At 76.1% G+C, this 15,791-nt stretch carries 15 protein-coding genes; 6 read left to right on the top strand and 9 right to left on the bottom strand.

Annotation, left to right across the window (positions count from 1 at the left end; all coding sequences use genetic code 11):
- Positions 1-126: 126 nt before the first annotated feature.
- Complete coding sequence (locus WCD58_RS14295) at positions 127-1,056, bottom strand: hypothetical protein (protein ID WP_337703712.1); 930 nt, start codon at positions 1,054-1,056, stop codon at positions 127-129.
- A gap of 562 nt (positions 1,057-1,618) precedes the next feature.
- Between WCD58_RS14295 and WCD58_RS14290 the strand changes: the two genes are divergently transcribed.
- Both WCD58_RS14290 and WCD58_RS14285 read left to right on the top strand, forming a co-directional pair.
- Complete coding sequence (locus WCD58_RS14290) at positions 1,619-3,127, top strand: heparin lyase I family protein (RefSeq protein WP_337703711.1); 1,509 nt, start codon at positions 1,619-1,621, stop codon at positions 3,125-3,127.
- 36 nt (positions 3,128-3,163) lie between these two features.
- A complete protein-coding gene (locus WCD58_RS14285; protein WP_337703710.1) occupies positions 3,164-4,201 on the top strand; it encodes an endonuclease/exonuclease/phosphatase family protein in 1,038 nt (345 codons plus the stop codon).
- Positions 4,202-4,243: 42 nt separating this feature from the next.
- Here the strand turns inward: WCD58_RS14285 and WCD58_RS14280 are convergent, their stop codons facing one another.
- From WCD58_RS14280 to WCD58_RS14245, 8 genes are all read right to left on the bottom strand, one after another.
- Positions 4,244-4,612, bottom strand: coding sequence for a hypothetical protein (locus tag WCD58_RS14280; protein WP_337703709.1), 369 nt, complete (start codon positions 4,610-4,612; stop codon positions 4,244-4,246).
- A gap of 192 nt (positions 4,613-4,804) precedes the next feature.
- Positions 4,805-5,506, bottom strand: a complete 702-nt coding sequence (locus tag WCD58_RS14275) for a DUF1990 family protein (protein ID WP_337703708.1) — start codon at positions 5,504-5,506, stop codon at positions 4,805-4,807.
- Positions 5,507-5,607: 101 nt separating this feature from the next.
- Positions 5,608-6,930, bottom strand: a complete 1,323-nt coding sequence (locus tag WCD58_RS14270; protein WP_337703707.1) for a hypothetical protein — start codon at positions 6,928-6,930, stop codon at positions 5,608-5,610.
- 111 nt (positions 6,931-7,041) lie between these two features.
- Positions 7,042-7,488, bottom strand: coding sequence for an SRPBCC family protein (locus tag WCD58_RS14265; protein WP_337703706.1), 447 nt, complete (start codon positions 7,486-7,488; stop codon positions 7,042-7,044).
- A gap of 101 nt (positions 7,489-7,589) precedes the next feature.
- The gene (locus WCD58_RS14260) at positions 7,590-8,954 is read right to left on the bottom strand and encodes a UDP-glucose dehydrogenase family protein (protein WP_337703705.1); all 1,365 of its coding nucleotides are present in this window, start codon (positions 8,952-8,954) and stop codon (positions 7,590-7,592) included.
- A 93-nt stretch (positions 8,955-9,047) separates the two neighbouring features.
- Positions 9,048-10,430, bottom strand: coding sequence for a PepSY-associated TM helix domain-containing protein (locus WCD58_RS14255; RefSeq protein ID WP_337703704.1), 1,383 nt, complete (start codon positions 10,428-10,430; stop codon positions 9,048-9,050).
- Positions 10,431-10,458: 28 nt separating this feature from the next.
- The gene (locus WCD58_RS14250; RefSeq protein WP_337703703.1) at positions 10,459-11,145 is read right to left on the bottom strand and encodes a DUF5134 domain-containing protein; all 687 of its coding nucleotides are present in this window, start codon (positions 11,143-11,145) and stop codon (positions 10,459-10,461) included.
- Entirely contained in the window at positions 11,142-11,411 is a 270-nt protein-coding gene (locus tag WCD58_RS14245; protein ID WP_337703702.1) for a hypothetical protein, read from the bottom strand. Before WCD58_RS14245 ends, WCD58_RS14250 begins: the two co-directional genes overlap by 4 nt.
- A 302-nt stretch (positions 11,412-11,713) precedes the next feature.
- On the opposite strand from WCD58_RS14245, the gene WCD58_RS14240 reads away from it, so the two are divergent.
- From WCD58_RS14240 to WCD58_RS14225, 4 genes are read left to right on the top strand one after another with little or no spacing between them, the layout of a single operon-like run.
- Entirely contained in the window at positions 11,714-12,271 is a 558-nt protein-coding gene (locus tag WCD58_RS14240; protein WP_337703701.1) for a sigma-70 family RNA polymerase sigma factor, read from the top strand.
- A 44-nt stretch (positions 12,272-12,315) separates the two neighbouring features.
- Positions 12,316-13,080, top strand: coding sequence for a zf-HC2 domain-containing protein (locus tag WCD58_RS14235; RefSeq protein ID WP_337703700.1), 765 nt, complete (start codon positions 12,316-12,318; stop codon positions 13,078-13,080).
- Positions 13,061-14,965: a cytochrome c oxidase assembly protein gene (locus tag WCD58_RS14230; RefSeq protein WP_337703699.1), complete on the top strand. Its 1,905-nt coding sequence runs from the start codon at positions 13,061-13,063 to the stop codon at positions 14,963-14,965. Before WCD58_RS14235 ends, WCD58_RS14230 begins: the two co-directional genes overlap by 20 nt.
- A 42-nt stretch (positions 14,966-15,007) precedes the next feature.
- The gene (locus tag WCD58_RS14225; RefSeq protein ID WP_337703698.1) at positions 15,008-15,733 is read left to right on the top strand and encodes a DsbA family protein; all 726 of its coding nucleotides are present in this window, start codon (positions 15,008-15,010) and stop codon (positions 15,731-15,733) included.
- Positions 15,734-15,791: the final 58 nt, after the last annotated feature.

Raw genomic sequence — 15,791 nt, 5'->3', positions numbered from 1 at the left:
TGCGGGGTGCTTCTCCCGGGGCCCGAACCGCGGCGACCCCGGCCCGTCGGGGGATGCCGGGCCGGGGTCGTGCGGCGCTGGGGAGCGGGGTTCGGGAAGAGCGGGACGAGTGCGGGTCAGCGCACGTCAGCGCACGCGTTCGCGGCGGGCCGACCGGCGGCCGGCGGTGTTCGCCTCGAGCTGGCGGCGCCACAGCTCCCAGGTGTCCGGGTCCATCGACTGGCCCGCGGGCGGGGTCTGCGGGTGGCGCGGGGCCGGGAGCGCGGGCTGGCGGCCGGTGCCGACGGCCAGGGCCGGCAGGCTGCCGGTGACCGGCTTCCACGGCCACGCCCGGCGCACCGATCGGGAGCGGTAGAAGCCGAGACCCATGATCCAGCCGAAGATCAGGTGGCCGATCAGCGAGAGCGTGATGGTGACCCAGGTCAGCGGGAACATCATCGTCTGACCGCGCGGGGCGATCGCGACGGTGCCGATGAGACCGGCCCAGACCGGGAAGACCGAGAAGGCGATCGACGCCCCGACGACCGCGCGGCGCGACCAGCGCTGCAGGCCGAAGGCGCAGGCCAGGGCGAAGAACGTGATCCCGATGCCGCCGCCGTCGCCGACGTAGCGCCAGAGATAGCCGACGACCGCGCCGGCGGTGAGGTCGTCCGGGTTCCCGGTGATCCAGGTGCCCATGGTGGGGATGAAGTCGGCCCACCAGCCGAACACGTGGACCGTCGTGAGCCGGAAGCCGTCGTAGATCGCGCAGCCGACGACGCCCCAGATCATCCCGTCGGCGACGACGCGGTCGCCGGTGTGCGGCGCGAGGACCGTCAGTGCGACGATCGCGGCGGCCAGGGGGATCACGAGGATGCCCGCCGAGACGTTCATCGTGATCAGCCCGAAGACGTGGGCGGAGATCGCGAGGAGCGGCAGCGCGGCCAGCAGCAGGTGCAGGCCGATCCGGACCATCCCGGCGCCGTCCCGCCCTCCGAGCTCACGGCCCCCGAGGTGGTTCGCGGTGGCCGGGCCCGACCCCGTGACGGGGTGCTCCGGCGTGGTCGTCGTACGCATCGCCGGGAACGCTAGGCATGCGGCCGGTCACGAACCGCGAACCTGAGAGACCCTGAGGACGCCGCCGCCCACGCGCCGTCGGGACGCGACGACCGGCCGGGCGGCTCCCCCGATCGGAGGAGTGTCCCCGGTGGCCCGGGACACCGGCCCCTCAGCTCCGGCACCACCGCGGCCGCACGGCGACGACCCGCCAGGAGCGAGCGCCGAGCGGAGACGATGATCGGTCGCGCTCAACCCGTCCCGCCGTCGGGCCGACCGGTCGTCGACGCCGGGGCGACACCGTGCCGTGACCCGACCGCGACCCGGTCCGGACGGTCTCGGACGACTCCCGCCGACGTGCGGTCACCGTCGGGCAGCGGTCGGCCACGTGACGTGGTCGTGAGCTGACGGCCGGACGGCGGCGCCATCCGCCGCGAGGACCACGCCGTTCGGCCCAAGACCACGCTTCGGCAGCAGGAGAAGTCACGGTCGGGTGACAAACTGGGCACACGAGCACGACTGCACGGCCCCGCGACGGGGGCTCCCCCTTCACCCGTCCGGACCGACCCGGGAGACGCCCTCGATGACCGACGTGGCCAGCCACGCCGACACCACGCCCGACCACGGGCGTCGTCCCGCGCGCAGCCACCGCACCCGCCGCGCGCAGCGCGGGATGCGGGTCCCCGGCGCTCCGTCGCCGGCCTCGTCCCCGGCGGTCGGCGGCGACGAGAGCGCACGGGCACGCCACCGCCGGGCCCCGGGCACTGGGCCGTTCGTGCTGCCCGCGACGGACACGACCGACACGACCGACACGACCGCCGCGACCGACACGACCGCCGCCACCACCACCGCCGCGCCGCGCAACCGCCACCACGCCTCCGACCCCACGGAGGCCTTCGGGGCCGCGGCGTCCGGTCGGCAGGACACGGGCCGGCACACCGGCGCGCCCACGGCCGTCACGCGCGCCATCGAGCCGCGTGCCCGCCACCGCCCCGACCCCGCCGCCGACCCGGCCACCGGCCCGATCGTGACGGCGGGCATCGCGGTCGCCACCCCGACCTCCACCGGGCGGCACGCGCGGGTCGACGCGGACGCGGTCACCGCGCTCCCCACGCCCACGCCCACGCCCGCGGTGACGTCCGACGCCGGGCCGAGGCGCCGCACGGGCCTCCCGCTGCGCGCCACGATCGGTCTCGTCGGCGGGGGCGGCGTCGCCGCGCTGTTCGCGCTGATGACCCCGGGCTCGCCGCTGCCGTCGTCGGCGCCGAACGACCCGCAGCCGTCGGTGGCGGCGCCCGCCGGCCTGTTCGACTCCGTGCTGCCGAGCACGCCGGGCGTCACCCCGCCGTCGTCGGTGGTGCCGGTGTCCCCGTCGGAGATCACGACGACCACGCCCACCGAGGAGGGCCCGCAGCCCGTGGTCGGTGCCCTGTTCGACGCGGCGGCCGGCGCGTTCAGCCGGCTCTTCGACAACAGCGCCAACGACGGTCTCGTCGAGAACGGGCCGCGGCCCCGGATCGTCGCCAACCCGGACGACCCGGGGCGTCAGGCCTGGCAGTTCTCCCTCGGGCCCGGCGGGAAGCGCAGCGAGGTCCTGCCGAAGGGTCCGGGCACCGAGCCGACGGACGGCGACGAGCAGTTCATCCGCTACACCGCGCACCTGTCGGACGACTTCCCCACCGACACGGGCAACTGGCAGGTCATCCTGCAGTGGCACCACACCTCGCCGAACGGTTCGCCGCCGCTGGCCCTGCAGGTCACGCGCGGGCAGCTGTACATGGTCAGCGAGGGCGACGACATGCAGGCGATCGGCCCGGTCTCGCCCGGACAGCGGATCGACCTGACGATGCGCGTGAAGTTCGCCCAGGACCCGAGCGAGGGCTCGGTGACGGTCTGGCGGGACGGGCGCCCCACCGGCGTCACGAACTGGCAGCCGCGCGACGGCACGATGAGCACCCGGGACGCCTACCTGAAGATGGGAATGTACCGGGCGCAGGCCATCCGCGAGAACGGCTCGATCATCGTCACCGACCTCAAGATCGGCCGTGACGCGGAGGGCATCGGCGGCATCGGTCCGCGCCGCGCGGACTGATCTCCGACCTCACACCGGGCCACCTAGTGTGGTCCGATGCCCTCCCGCGCCGCCGACCTCGTGCGGCGCGAGCCCGGCCCTCCCCCGTCCCGCCGCCCGGTCGTGCGGGTCGTGGGCGTCGTGCTGGTGCCGGTGGTGCTCGCCGCGCTCGTGCTCCTGCCGGACCTGGTCGGCCTCGACCGCCACCTCCCGTTCGCGGTGTTCACCGCGCTGCGGCCGGCCCTCACGGTGGCGGGAGCGGTGCTCGTGGCGGTGGTCGGGCTCGTGCTGGTCGTGCGGCGCCGTGCCCGGGCGGCCGGGGTCGCCGGGCTGATCGGGGTCGCGGTCGTCGTGGCGGTGGCGGCGGCGTTCGTCGTCCCGCGCGCGATCCCGGGCGCCGCGCCGCCGCCCGGGGGCACGCCGCTGACCGTGCTCGAGTTCAACGCGTTCGAGGGCAAGGCCGACGTCGGCGCACTCGCCTCGCTGGTGCGGCGCGAGCGCCCGGACCTCGTCGTGCTGCCCGAGGCCGGCGAGCGCTTCCGGGCCCGGATCGCGGCGCTGCTGCCGGAGTACCGGTCGTGGACGAACGTGCCCGCGCGGGCCGCCGACGTCCGCGGGATCACGGTCCTGTCGTCGCCGCGCGCCGGCGACGTGACCGCGCGCACGATCTCCGACGCCCCGGGGTCGCCGACCGACACGCGCTACCCGTGGGCCGAGGTCACCGGCGGCATCCTCGGCCCCGTCCGACTGGGCGCGGTGCACGTGGTGTCCATCGTCCCCGGCTGGGTGTCCTACTGGCCGGGCGAGCTCGCGCAGATGCAGCGGTGGTGCTCGGCGGGCCCGGCGCTCGTGGTCGGCGACTTCAACGCCACTCCCGACCACTCCGCCTTCCGCGCGGGCACGCGGGGCTGCGACGACGCCGCCACCGAGCGCGGCGAGTCGCTGACGGGCACCTGGTTCGCCGGCGTCCCGCGCGCCCTCGGCGCCCAGATCGACCACGTGCTCACCACCGGCGGCCCGCGGGCGCGTGAGGTCGAGGTCCTCGACATCCCGGGCTCCGACCACCGCGCCCTGCTCGCCCGCCTGGTGCTCTGAGGGGACACGAGGACCCGTGTCCTCGGGACACGGATCGGCCGCTCACATCCGGGTCAGGGCCCCCGCGTGGGCGTGGCGAGGGCGGACGGGGCGGCCGTGGAGGTCGTGGTGACCGCCCGCGAGGCCGCACCAGGAGCACGCGCGCCCCGGGAGCGCCGACGAGACCGCGGGGGCAGCAGACGCCGTGCGCGACACCGGTCCGGTCGCCGCCGGCGGCGCGACCGCCGACGCCGCTCGCGCCGCCCGCCGGGCGCGCGCCGCTCGCACGACCCGCCGCAGCGCGAAGCGCAGGACCGCGAGGAGCACGAACGCGGCGATGGCGACGACCGCGAGCCACTTCGCGAGGAGCACGGCGCAGAACGCGATGAGCAGACCGACGATCATCGTCGTCACGCGCGCGTCGTCGTCCACGCGGCAGAGGGTACGTCCGTCGAGGGACGCGGAGCCGTCACATTCACCCCGCGTGTCACTGTGACACCTTGAGTCACACGACCGGTGATCGTCGGGCGACCTCGAAGCGGGCACGAAAAGCCCCGCGGCCACCGGGTCGGGGGTCCGGTGGCGCGCGGGGCACCCGGGATGTCGTCCTGGGCCGGCGGGTCGTTACACCGCCTCGGAAGAATTTTCCTCCGCGCTGTGTACGCCGTCCGGCCACGCGACCGTGCGGGTCCGGACCGTCACCCCGTCCGCCAGGCGTCCGCCGGCGAGCGACGCCGCCCGCACGCAGAACTCGACCCAGAGCAGGTACTGGATCTGCTTCGCGAGCCCGAGGCGCGAGTAGAGCAGGTCGGCGACGCGGTCGCCCGCGCGCGCCCAGGTCGTGATCCCGAACTCCAGGTCGCCGCCGGAGAGGTCGCGCGCGGAGAACTCGATCTGCCCGGCCTCGAGGTGCCCGACGAGCGTGCCCAGGCGGAACGACGTCGCCGAGCGCCGCAGCACCCGCACCGGCCCGTCCCAGGGACCGGGCATCCGCACCACGAGCTCGTCGCCGACGCGCAGCGCCTCGCTCGCCGCGACGTAGTCGAAGCGCGCCACGCCGGGCACGACCGCGAGGTTCATGTCGCGGGCGATGACCCCGATCAGCTCGGCCGCGCTGCGCCGCGCCCCGACGACCTGCACCCGGAACTCCCGGTGCAGCGCCGGCCCGAACCCCTGCTCGAGGGGCTGGTCGCGCAGCGTGACGTCGGGCAGGGGCGGCGGCAGGTCGCGGTGGTCGCCGGCCTCCTCGACGGTGTGCACCGGGGCGTCAGGGCGCACGCAGCGCCAGAGCACGCCGGCGACCCCGCGCGGGAGCCGCGTGAGCATCAGCGCCTCGCGGACCACCTGGCTCGGCCCCGGAAGCCAGCTCGAGGAACCGAGGGAAGGATCGACAGCCACATGGCGTGACATACCCGGTCAGCAGCGGATCACCCCGTGACCGCCCTGACGTAGTCCTGACGCGTCACCCCGGACGCGGGGTCGTCGAGCACGCTCTCGAACGCCAGGAAGAAGCCGATCAGCGAGCACGAGCGCGCGTACCCGGGGCTGCGGCGGATCTGCTCGGCGATCGGGTCGCTGGTCGCCGTCCCGCCGGTCTCCGGACCGGGTGGGCCGGGGTTCTCGCCGACGGCCGCGAGCCCCGCCCGCGCGGCCTGGGCCCGCGCGAAGCGCAGGTTCGACCAGTTCTGCACCGGCGTCCCGGACGCGACGCTGGTGGTGGCGTCGGACGCCGCGCACCGGTCCTGGGGCGGGTTCAGCGCCCGCGCGCTGACCGCCGTCGCGTCGTCGACGCCGGTCAGGTCGACGACGAGCGGGCCGGCGACGTTGCCGGCGAGCGCCGGGAACTGGTCGACGTAGAACAGGCCCCGTCCGAGCGAGCCGTCACGGTCCCCGGCGCCGCCGAGCAGCGCGTTCGTCGCCGTCGTCAGGTCGGCCGGCAGGACGCCCTTGCCCGGCGACGGCACGTGGACGGGGCGCGTGTAGCCGGCGGCGCGCAGCGTGTCGACCTGCCCCTTGATCGCGTAGAGCAGCGAGCGCGAGTACCAGAGGAACCAGTTCTGGGCCATCGCCGGCGTGACCGTGCGCCCGTTCCACGTGCGCTGACCCGGGATCCACCCGGGCATCGGCGTGACGGGCGTGCCCGCGGCGAGCCCCGTGCCCTGCTGGGCGTCCGCGCCGAAGGCCCACCAGCTCTGCAGGAACCCGTCGCCCGCCTCGTTCGGCCCCGGGAACCCGATCTCACCGGCGGTGCTGGTGCCGACGCGGAACCCGTCGAGACGCGCGGAGGGCAGGTCGGCGACGAGGCGGCGCAGGTAGTCGTCCTGGGCCTGCCGCGCGGCCGCGGAGTAGACGACGTCGATCGCCCCGGTCACGGGGCTCTTCCCGCGCTGGTCGACCAGCGCTGCGCCCGGGAGCCCGCGGACCCAGGCGGGCGGGTACTGCGTCCCCGGCCCGAGCACGACCTGGATGCCGTTGTCGAGGCAGGCGGTGACGCGGGCCCGGAGGTCGGCGGCGTAGGCGGTGTCCACGGCGCCCGGGCCGCTCGGGAGGTAGCGGTCCCAGTACGCCTCGACCTCGACGAGCCCGATCCCCACCGCGCGGTTCGCGGCGATCGCCGGCGGGGTGCACGACGACGCCACCAGACCCCACGCGGGCTCGGCCGCCTGGGCCGGCACCGGGCCGGTCAGGAGGGCCAGGACCGCGGCGAGGCCCGCGGTGACCGCGAGACGGGTGGTGCGGAAGAGGCGCATGCCCAGTCGAGTGGCCTCGCCTCACGGCGAACTCACCCCGGACGGCGCGACACGCCCCGTCCGGCCCAGCACCACCACCCGAGCAGAGCAGCGACGCAGCAACCGTTCGGCTCAGCCGGTCGGCGCGACCACCCGGCGGCGGGACTCGCAGTGCTCCTTGAGGTCGCCGGCCAGGAGCTGGAGGTTCGCCTCCACCGTGCGGGCGGTCAGGCGGGCCATCGGCGAGCCGAGCCAGCCGGCGCGGTCGTGTGTCACGACCAGGCGGGTGCGCGCCCCGTCTCCGACCAGCGCGAACCGGACGTTGGCGCGCCCGCCGACACCCTCGCTCTGCAGGCCGAAGCGGTGCCGGCGCGCCTGGAACTCGGCCACGCGCCACGTCCGCTCCGGCATGCGGGGAACGTGCAGGCGCACGGCGCCGTGCAGGGCGAGCGTGCCGCCGCCGAGCAGCGCCGCCTCACGCACCGCGGTGGTCCAGCGCGGCCAGCGGGTGAGGTCGGTGATGACGGCCCAGACGTGGTCGGGGCAGGTGTCGATGTCGACCGCGATCTCGCAGCGCATGCTCGCCTCTCCGATGAGACCGACGCGCCGCGTCCCACGGCCGCCCCGACGTACCTCCCCACGGTAAGCGTGCGGCCACCGGGAGCACAGACCCGGGCGGGTCAGGTCTCGCGGCGGCCGAGGCCGATGCCGGTCAGGCCGGCGCGACGCAGCGTGGCCGGGTCGAGCAGGTTGCGGGTGTCGACCACCACCGGCTGCTTCATCGCCCCCGCCATCGCCACCCAGTCCAGCGTCCGGAACACCGGCCACTCGGTGAGCACCACCAGCGCCTCGGCCCCCTGCGCGGCCTCCATCGGGTCGCTGACCAGCGGCACCCCGTCGACCTCGTCCACCAACGGACGATCCGGATTGCCCGGCTCGGCCACCAGCGCCGGGTCGTAGCCCACCAGGTCCGCGCCCGCCTGCCGCAGCAACGCCGCGATCGCCAGCGCCGGCGAGTCCCGCAGGTCGTCGGTGCCCGCCTTGAACGTCAGCCCCAACAGCCCCAGCCGCACCCGGGTCAGCGACCCCGTGCGCCGTCCGGTCACCGCGTGCCGCACCTTGTCCACGATCCGCTGCCGCTGCCGGGTGTTCGTGTCGATCGTCGCCCGCAGCAGCCGGAACTCGAAGTCCGCCGCGTCCGCCACCTGCAGCAACGCGTGCGTGTCCTTCGGCAGGCACGACCCGCCCCACCCCGGGCCCGGCGACAGGAACGCCTGCCCGATCCGCCGGTCGTACCCGATCCCCTCGGTCACGTCCCCGATGTCCGCCCCGACCCGCTCACACAGCTCGGCCATCGCGTTCACGTACGACAGCTTCATCGCCAGGAAACAGTTCGCCGCGTACTTCATCAGCTCCGCCGACGCCGCATCGGTGAGCACCGTCGGCGCCCCCAACCGCGCGTACAGCGCCGCCACCCGCTCCGCGGCCTCCGCGGTGTCGCACCCCACCACGATCCGGTCCGGGTTCAGGAAGTCGTGCACCGCCGAGCCCTCACGCAGGAACTCCGGGTTCGACACCACCGCCACGTCCGACCGGTCCAGCAGCTCCGCGGTACGCCCCGCCGTGCCCACCGGCACCGTCGACTTGTTCACCACCACCGTGCCCGCCGCCAGCAGCTCCCGGGTCTCCTCGACCACGGCCTCCACCGCGCGCAGGTCCGCCACGCCGCCGACCCCCATCGGCGTCGGCAGGCACAGGAACACGATCTCGGCGTCCAGCCCGAGACCGTCGGACCCGGCCGGGAAACCCTCGGAGACCGCCGACGCCGCCCCCACCACGAACGACAGCCGGCCCGCCGACACCTGCTCGGTCACCAGCTCCGACAGGCCCGGCTCCACGATGTCCACCACACCGCGACGCAGCCGCTCCACCTTCGCGGTGTCGATGTCCGCGCACACCACCTGATGCCCCAGCGACGCCAGACACGCCCCGGTCGTCAACCCGACATAGCCCGTTCCCACCACGGCCACCCGGCGTGTGAACACGGCGTTCCCCCTCGGTTGCCCGGGACCGGCGGCCCCGATCGATCTCGGCGACCACGCTGCCAGATCACGCTCCGCGCCCGTGGTGCCGGTCCGCTACGCGTCCTGGGCGGCCCCGGTCCGCCGCCGGTCGAGCAGCGACTCGAGCAGGAGGAACACGAGCAGCGACGCGCCGAGCAGCGGCAACGCCACCCCGACCGCGATCGTCACCACGACGACGCCGGCGAGCAGCGGGCGCGGCAGCGACCGCAGCACGCCCTCGGCCGGCACGTGCCCGGGACGCCGCCCCGGTCCGCGCCGCCACCAGAGCACGTAGCCCCAGACGACCATGCAGGCGAGACCGGCCGCGAGGGCGGCGAGGACGACCTGGTTGGCGACGCCGAAGAGCAGCCCCATGTGCGCGTCGATGCCCCAGCGGGCGAGCTTGGCCGCGACCGGCCAGTCGGCGAACCGCACGACGTCGGTGATCTGCCCGCTCGCCGGGTCGACGGCGACCGCGTCGAGGTGCTGGGGCCAGAGGCGGTCGATCTGCGCGACGGTCGCGGCCGCCCCGTCGCCGCCCGGCGTGATCTCCACCGGGCCCGCGAGGCCGAAGTCCGCGGCGGCACGGGCGGCGGCGTCGATGTCCGCCGGCGCGCCGGTGGCCGGCAGGGTCGTCGCCGGCTCCGGGGTCTCCCACGACAGCTGGGCGCGCAGGACGCTGATGTTGTCGCCGGCGTAGGTCGACCACGTCAGCCCGGTCGCGGACAGGAACAGCAGCCCGCCCGCCGCCCACAGCCCGACGACGGCGTGCCACGACAGGAGCCGGGCCCGGCGCCCGCCCGAGACGCGCGGCACGAGGAGCGCCGAGGTTCGTTCCGGGAGACGGAGCGGAGCGGAGCTCGACCCTCGGGCACGGCGGCGCCGGCGGATCAGCCCGACCCACAGCGCGAGCCCGGCCAGCACGAGCACCCACAGCCACGAGGCCGCGAGCTCGGTGTAGAGCCGCCCGGCGTCGCCGAGGTGCAGGTTGCGGTGCAGCTGGTCGACCCAGGCGCGCATCGGCATCGCCTGCCCGGACCCGTAGGTCTCGAGGACCCCGCGCAGGTCGCCGGTGTGGGGGTCGACGAACGCGGTGCGGTAGGACGACTCCGGCAGGGACGGGTCGGTGGCGATGACCTGGGTGCTGTCGGTGGGCGTCGCCCCGGGCCGCACGGACGAGAGCTCGGTGCCCGGCATCGCGTCGAGGCCCGCGCGGACCTGGTCGGAGAGCGGCACCTGGGCGCTCGACGGCGGCACCGTCAGCTCGTCGCGGTAGACGACCGTCTCGAGCGAGGGCATGAGCGTGTAGACGAGCCCCGTCAGCGCCGCGACCAGCAGGAACGGCCCGACGAGCACACCCGCCCAGAAGTGGATGCGCAGCACGAGGGGCCGCAGCAGCGCCCACGTGCCGCGATCCGCGGGCGTTTTCGGGCGCGCGGGGGCCTGGTCGACGGTCACGACAACCTCTCGGGGAGCGGGAAGGGCGTCAGTGCAGGAGCAGCATCAGGGCCATGCCGGCCCCGGTGACCGCCTGGCAGCCGAGCTGCACGGCGGGGGTGTCGACGACGCGGCCGACGCGGGCCACCGGGCCGCCGCCGAGGGAGGCAGCCCCGCCACCGCCGGCCGTCACGGCGACCGCCGAGGTGGAGCGCACGACCGCGCCGACGGTCAGGACGGTGTGCAGGATCAGGTAGACCGCGAGCCCGAACGACACGGCCGACAGCGCGAGCGACGATCCGGCGCCGCCGCCGTGGCCGGCGTGCTCGCCCGCGCCCATCCCGGCCATGGCGCCGCCGCTCGGCACCATGGCGACGTACATGACGGCCATCGCGGCGTTGGACAGCAGCAGGTGGGTCGGGTGGGCCGCGCAGCGGTCGCCGCCGATCGACGAGCCCAGCGGCATGTCCCGGGCGCGCAGCACGACGAGGCGCGCTCCCCACACGGCACCGACCAGGCCGAAGGCCACGGCACCCGCGACGGGCGGCACGAGATCCATCGTCGCGGGCAGCACCATCGCTGCCATCCCGACGCTCATGACGACGTGGTTCGCCTCGGCCGCCGCGGCGGCGCGCTCGTGTCGGGCACGGCGCCGCCACAGGCTCGCGACGCACAGCGCCGCGGCGGCCAGGAAGACCGCCGCGAGGAACCCGGCGACGGAGGTGGGGAGGGTCACCGGGCGCCCGCGGCACGCAGCGGAGCGGAGCTGCCGCCGGCACCGAGCAGGTCGTCGAGGACGCCGTTGCGGGCGTCGTCGACGATCACGGCGAGCTGCGCGAGGCTCATCCGGATCGAGGAGCCGAAGTCGTCGGTCACGACCACCCGGCGGTCCTCGTCGGCGGCGGGGTCGACGAAGAGCTCGGGGCAGCCGCACGAGCACTGGCCGCAGAACGTCGTGACGTGCTGCAGGCCTGCCGTCGGCAGCGGCTCGTGGTCCGTCATGGCGGGTCCTCCGTGGAACTGTGCTGTCCTGAGAGATGTCCTGCGACCTGCGGGGACGGTACGGCGGTCCGATCCGGCCGCACACCTCTCACCTCGCCGCCGAGGGGTGGTGTGCCCGGACGGCGGAGCGTTCTCAGGTGCAGGCCCGTTGGTTCTCAGGGAGTACCGGGGGCCTACCGTCGGAGAGGCACGGTAGGGACCGTCGGGGCGCCCACGGACCCCTGTTGTCGCGACGGTCACGGCCGGGAACTCCGGGGCCCCGCGCGACGACCACGTGCGTGAGACCGAGGAGGAGTACCCGGGTGGACGACGCGAGGATCACCGCGCTGGCGCTGCGCGCCCGGGAGGGCGACCGCTCCGCCGCCGGCGAGTTCGTCGCCGCCACCCAGCACCAGGTCTGGCGCCTGCTCGGGCACCTCGCCGATCCCGGCGTCGCCGAGGAGCTCGCCCAGGAGACCTACGAGCGCGCGCTCGGGTCGCTGCGCCGCTACCGGGGTGACGCCCCGGCGCGCAGCTGGCTGCTCTCGATCGCCCGCCGTGTCGCCGCCGACCACCTGCGCCGCCGCGCCCGCCGCCCGGTCGCCCCCGCCGAGCCCGCCGAGGACGACCGGCCCCTCGGGCGCGCCCCGCAGTCCGACCCGGCCGAGTCCGCCGCCGTGCGCGACGCGCTGGCCGCGCTCGACGCCGACCGGCGCGAGGCGTTCGTCCTCACCCAGATGATCGGGCTGAGCTACGAGGACGCCGCCGCGGTGTGCCGATGCCCGATCGGCACGATCCGCTCGCGCGTCGCCCGGGCCCGCGCCGACCTCGTCGAGGCGCTCGGCGAGCCCGGGGCCGAGCGGGCGCACCGATCCGGTTGAGCGCGGGCGGGAACTCCGGCGGCCCCCGCGGCGACCAGCAGGGCATGGCCAGCTCCACCGACTGCGACGTCTGCCGCGAGGCGATGTCGGCGGCGCTCGACGGCGAGGCCGACCCCGCCGAGGTCGCGCGTGCCGACGCGCACCTCGCGGGCTGCGCGGCGTGCCGGGCGTGGCAGCGGGACGCCGAGGCCGTGACGCGGCGCGCCCGCACCGGCGTCGTGGTCGGGGGACCCGATCTCGTCGACCGCGTCGTCGGCGCCGCCCCGGGACCGCGCGCGCGGTGGTGGGGCGTGAGCGCGCGGGTCGGCCTCGCCGCGGTGGGGCTCGCGCAGGCCGTGCTCGGGCTCGTGGGGCTGCTCGGGGCGACCGCGGGCGACGCCGGCCACGCCGACCACACCGGCCACACCGCCGATCCGCTCATGGTCCTCGGCGCCGGCATGGCGCACGCGGCCCACGAGAGCGCCGCCTGGAACCTCGCGCTCGGCGTCGCCTTCGTCGCGGGGGCCGTGTGGGTCCGGCACCTCGCGGGCCTGATGCCCGTGCTCGGCGCGTTCATCGCGGTGCTCGCGGTGCTGTCCGGCGTCGACCTCGTCGCGGGGCGTGTCGAGCCGGGTCGCGTCGCCACGCACCTCGTCGTCGTGGCCGGCTTCCTGCTCGCCCTCGCCGTGGTGCGCACCGCCCCGCGCCCCGGCACCGGCCCCACCCCGGGCGCGCGCCGGCGCTCCCGCCCCGCCCCCGGCAGCGCCGCGCCCGAGGGCCCGCGCACCCCCGCCCCGGTCCCCTGGGAGCGTGAGTCCGACGTCGCCTGACCGCCGGACCCTTCTCGGCGCTTCCGTCCTGGCCGCCGGTGGCGTCGTCGTGTTCGCCCTGCTCCGGGGCGCGCTGCCCGCCGCGGCGCTCGGCGTCACCCCGCCGCCGGTCGTGGTGCAGGTGGCGACGCCCCTGGCCCGCCTGGTCGTCCTGCTCGCGGCCGGGGCGACGCTGGGCGGGCTGGCCGGCGCGCTCGTCGCCCGACCGTCGCGCGACGGGGCCCGGGCGCTCGGCGCGCAGGCCTACGCCGCGGTCCGGTGGGCGGGCGCCGCCGCGTCGGTGTGGGCGGTCGCCGCGCTGGCCGCCGCCGCGCTCTCGGTGCTGACGGGAACCGGCAGCGACCTGCAGGTCCTGGCCCGGCCCGACGCGTTCCTCGCCGCCGCGGGCGCGCTCGAGGAGCCGGCCGCGTTCCTGCTCACCGCCGTCCTCGCGGGCGTCGTGGCCGCGCTGTGCCGGGTCACGCTGTCGTGGCGCACCACGGCGGGCGCGGCGGTGCTCGCCGCGCTCGGGGTCCTCGCCCCGGCGGTGACCGGTCAGGTCGCGAGCGCCCGCGCCGGCCACGACATCGCCACCGACGCCGCCGCGCTCGCCGCGGTCGCCGCGGCCGTGTGGCTCGGGCTCGCGCTGCTGGAGACGGTGCGCCCCGCGCCCGGCCCGGCGCCGGCCGCGCGCACGATCGCCCTGGTCGCCGCCGGGACGAGCGTCGCCGGCGTCGCGATCGCGGAGTCGGTCCTCCTGCGCGGGGCGTGGTTCTCGGGGCTGCACGGCCCGCTCGTCCTCGTCCAGCTCGCCCTGCTCGCGGCCGCAGCGGTGCTCACCGCGAGGTCCCGGGTCCCCGGATCCGCCGTCGCCGCCCTGCTCGTGCCCGCCGTCGGTCTCGGCGCCGTGCTGGCCACCGAGCTGCCGCCGGCGCTCACGGAGCCGGTCCTCACCACGCTCGAGGGCATCCAGGACGCGGCGCTGGGCTACCGGCTCGACCCGCCGACGGTGCTCGGCATGCTCGGGCCGGGGCGTCTCAACCTGCTGTGGGCCGTCGTGGCCGTGGTGCTCGCGGGCGCGTACGTCGCCGGGGTGCGCCGGCTGCGCCGGCGGGGCGACGCCTGGCCCGCCGGGCGCACCGCGGCGTGGCTCGGGGGCTGCGCGCTGCTGGTGTGGGCGACGAGCTCGGGGCTCGGCGCGCACTCGATGGCGACGTTCAGCGTGCACATGGGCGTGCACATGATGCTGTCGATGGGCGTGCCGATCCTGCTGGTGCTCGGCGGTCCGGTGACGCTGGCGCTCCGGGCGCTGCCCGCCGGCGAGACGGGGCCGCGGGCGTGGCTGCTCTCCCTGCTCGACGCCCCGCTGACGCGCCTGCTCACCCACCCGCTCGTGGCGCTCGCCCTGTTCGTCGGCTCGTTCTACGCGCTGTACCTGTCGCCGATCTACGCCGCCGCGCTGCCCTTCCACTGGGCGCACCAGCTGATGTTCCTGCACTTCCTGCTGACCGGCGCCCTGTTCTTCTGGCCGATCATCGGTGTGGACCGCCCGCCGCGCCCGCTGCCGCACCTCGGGCGCCTGGCGATGCTGCTGGCGTCCATGCCGTTCCACGCCTTCTTCGCCGTCGCCCTCATGAGCACCGACGTGGTGATCGGGCAGGCGTTCCTCGGCCAGGTCGCGCTGCCCTGGGTGCCCGACCTGCTCGCCGACCAGCGCCTCGGCGGCGGCATCGCCTGGGCCTCGGGCGAGGCGCCGCTGGTCGTCGTGCTGCTCGTGCTGCTCGTGCAGTGGTCGCGCGCCGACAGCCGCGACGCCGCCCGCGGCGACCGCCACGCCGACCGTGACGGCGACGCCGAGCTCGAGGCCTGGAACCGGATGCTCGCCGACCTCGCCCGAGGCCGGTGACACGCAATGCCCCGACACCCCTGATACGAGGAGGATTCCCGGATGGCCACGCGCCCCAAGCGCCCCGCGCCGCCGAAGCGCACCACGTCCCGGACACCGATGATCGTGGCGATCGCCGTCGTGGTGCTGGTCGCGGCGGTGGTGTTCGGCGGGGTGTTCCTGGCCGGCAACAGCTCGGACGACGCGCAGGGCGGCATCCCCGCCGTGCCCGCGCCCGCCCAGTACACGACGGTCGTCGCCGACGGCGTCATCACCGCCGGCGCGCCCGCCCCGCGCACCCTCGACGTCTACGAGGACGCGCTCTGCCCGGCGTGCCAGGCGTTCGAGCAGCGGTACGGCGAGCAGATCGCGCAGGCCACGGAGGCCGGGCGCGTGCAGGTCCGCTACCACCTCGTCAACCTGCTCGACCAGCGCTCCAGCCCGCCCGGCTACTCCTCGGCCGCCGGCAACGCGATGATGTGCGCCGCCGAGGACAACGCCTTCCCCGCCGTGCACGCGAGCCTCTACGCCGCCCAGCCGTCCGAGGGCGGGCGCGCCTACGACACCGGCCAGCTGATCGACCTCGGCCGGCGCGCCGGCGCCGGCCCGGGCTACGCCGAGTGCGTCACCAACGGCCGCCACCTCGGCGAGGTCGCCGTCAACTTCCAGAACGCCTCGAACGACCCCGCCCTCCAGCGTGACGGCGGCTTCGGCACGCCGACCCTCGTGCTCGACGGCCGCACCGTGCAGGCCGGCTCGCCGGAACTGGAGCAGGCGCTGGCCGGCTGACGGCCATGATCGCTCCGGGTGCTCCGTCGACCTGACCACATCGGGTCGACGGAGCACC

The sequence above is a fragment of the Actinomycetospora flava genome, assembly GCF_037400335.1.
GTDB lineage: Bacteria > Actinomycetota > Actinomycetes > Mycobacteriales > Pseudonocardiaceae > Actinomycetospora > Actinomycetospora flava.
This window is presented reverse-complemented; position numbering and strand designations above follow the sequence as displayed.

Excerpts from the sequence above, each read along its gene's own strand:
- WCD58_RS14245 (WP_337703702.1), bottom strand. The coding sequence starts at position 11,411 with ATGACGGACCACGAGCCGCTGCCGACGGCAGGCCTGCAGCACGTCACG.
- WCD58_RS14275 (WP_337703708.1), bottom strand. The coding sequence starts at position 5,506 with ATGCTCACGCGGCTCCCGCGCGGGGTCGCCGGCGTGCTCTGGCGCTGC.
- WCD58_RS14270 (WP_337703707.1), bottom strand. The coding sequence starts at position 6,930 with ATGCGCCTCTTCCGCACCACCCGTCTCGCGGTCACCGCGGGCCTCGCC.
- WCD58_RS14265 (WP_337703706.1), bottom strand. The coding sequence starts at position 7,488 with ATGCGCTGCGAGATCGCGGTCGACATCGACACCTGCCCCGACCACGTC.
- WCD58_RS14235 (WP_337703700.1), top strand. The coding sequence starts at position 12,316 with ATGGCCAGCTCCACCGACTGCGACGTCTGCCGCGAGGCGATGTCGGCG.
- WCD58_RS14225 (WP_337703698.1), top strand. The coding sequence starts at position 15,008 with ATGGCCACGCGCCCCAAGCGCCCCGCGCCGCCGAAGCGCACCACGTCC.
- WCD58_RS14290 (WP_337703711.1), top strand. The coding sequence starts at position 1,619 with ATGACCGACGTGGCCAGCCACGCCGACACCACGCCCGACCACGGGCGT.
- WCD58_RS14295 (WP_337703712.1), bottom strand. The coding sequence starts at position 1,056 with ATGCGTACGACGACCACGCCGGAGCACCCCGTCACGGGGTCGGGCCCG.
- WCD58_RS14285 (WP_337703710.1), top strand. The coding sequence starts at position 3,164 with ATGCCCTCCCGCGCCGCCGACCTCGTGCGGCGCGAGCCCGGCCCTCCC.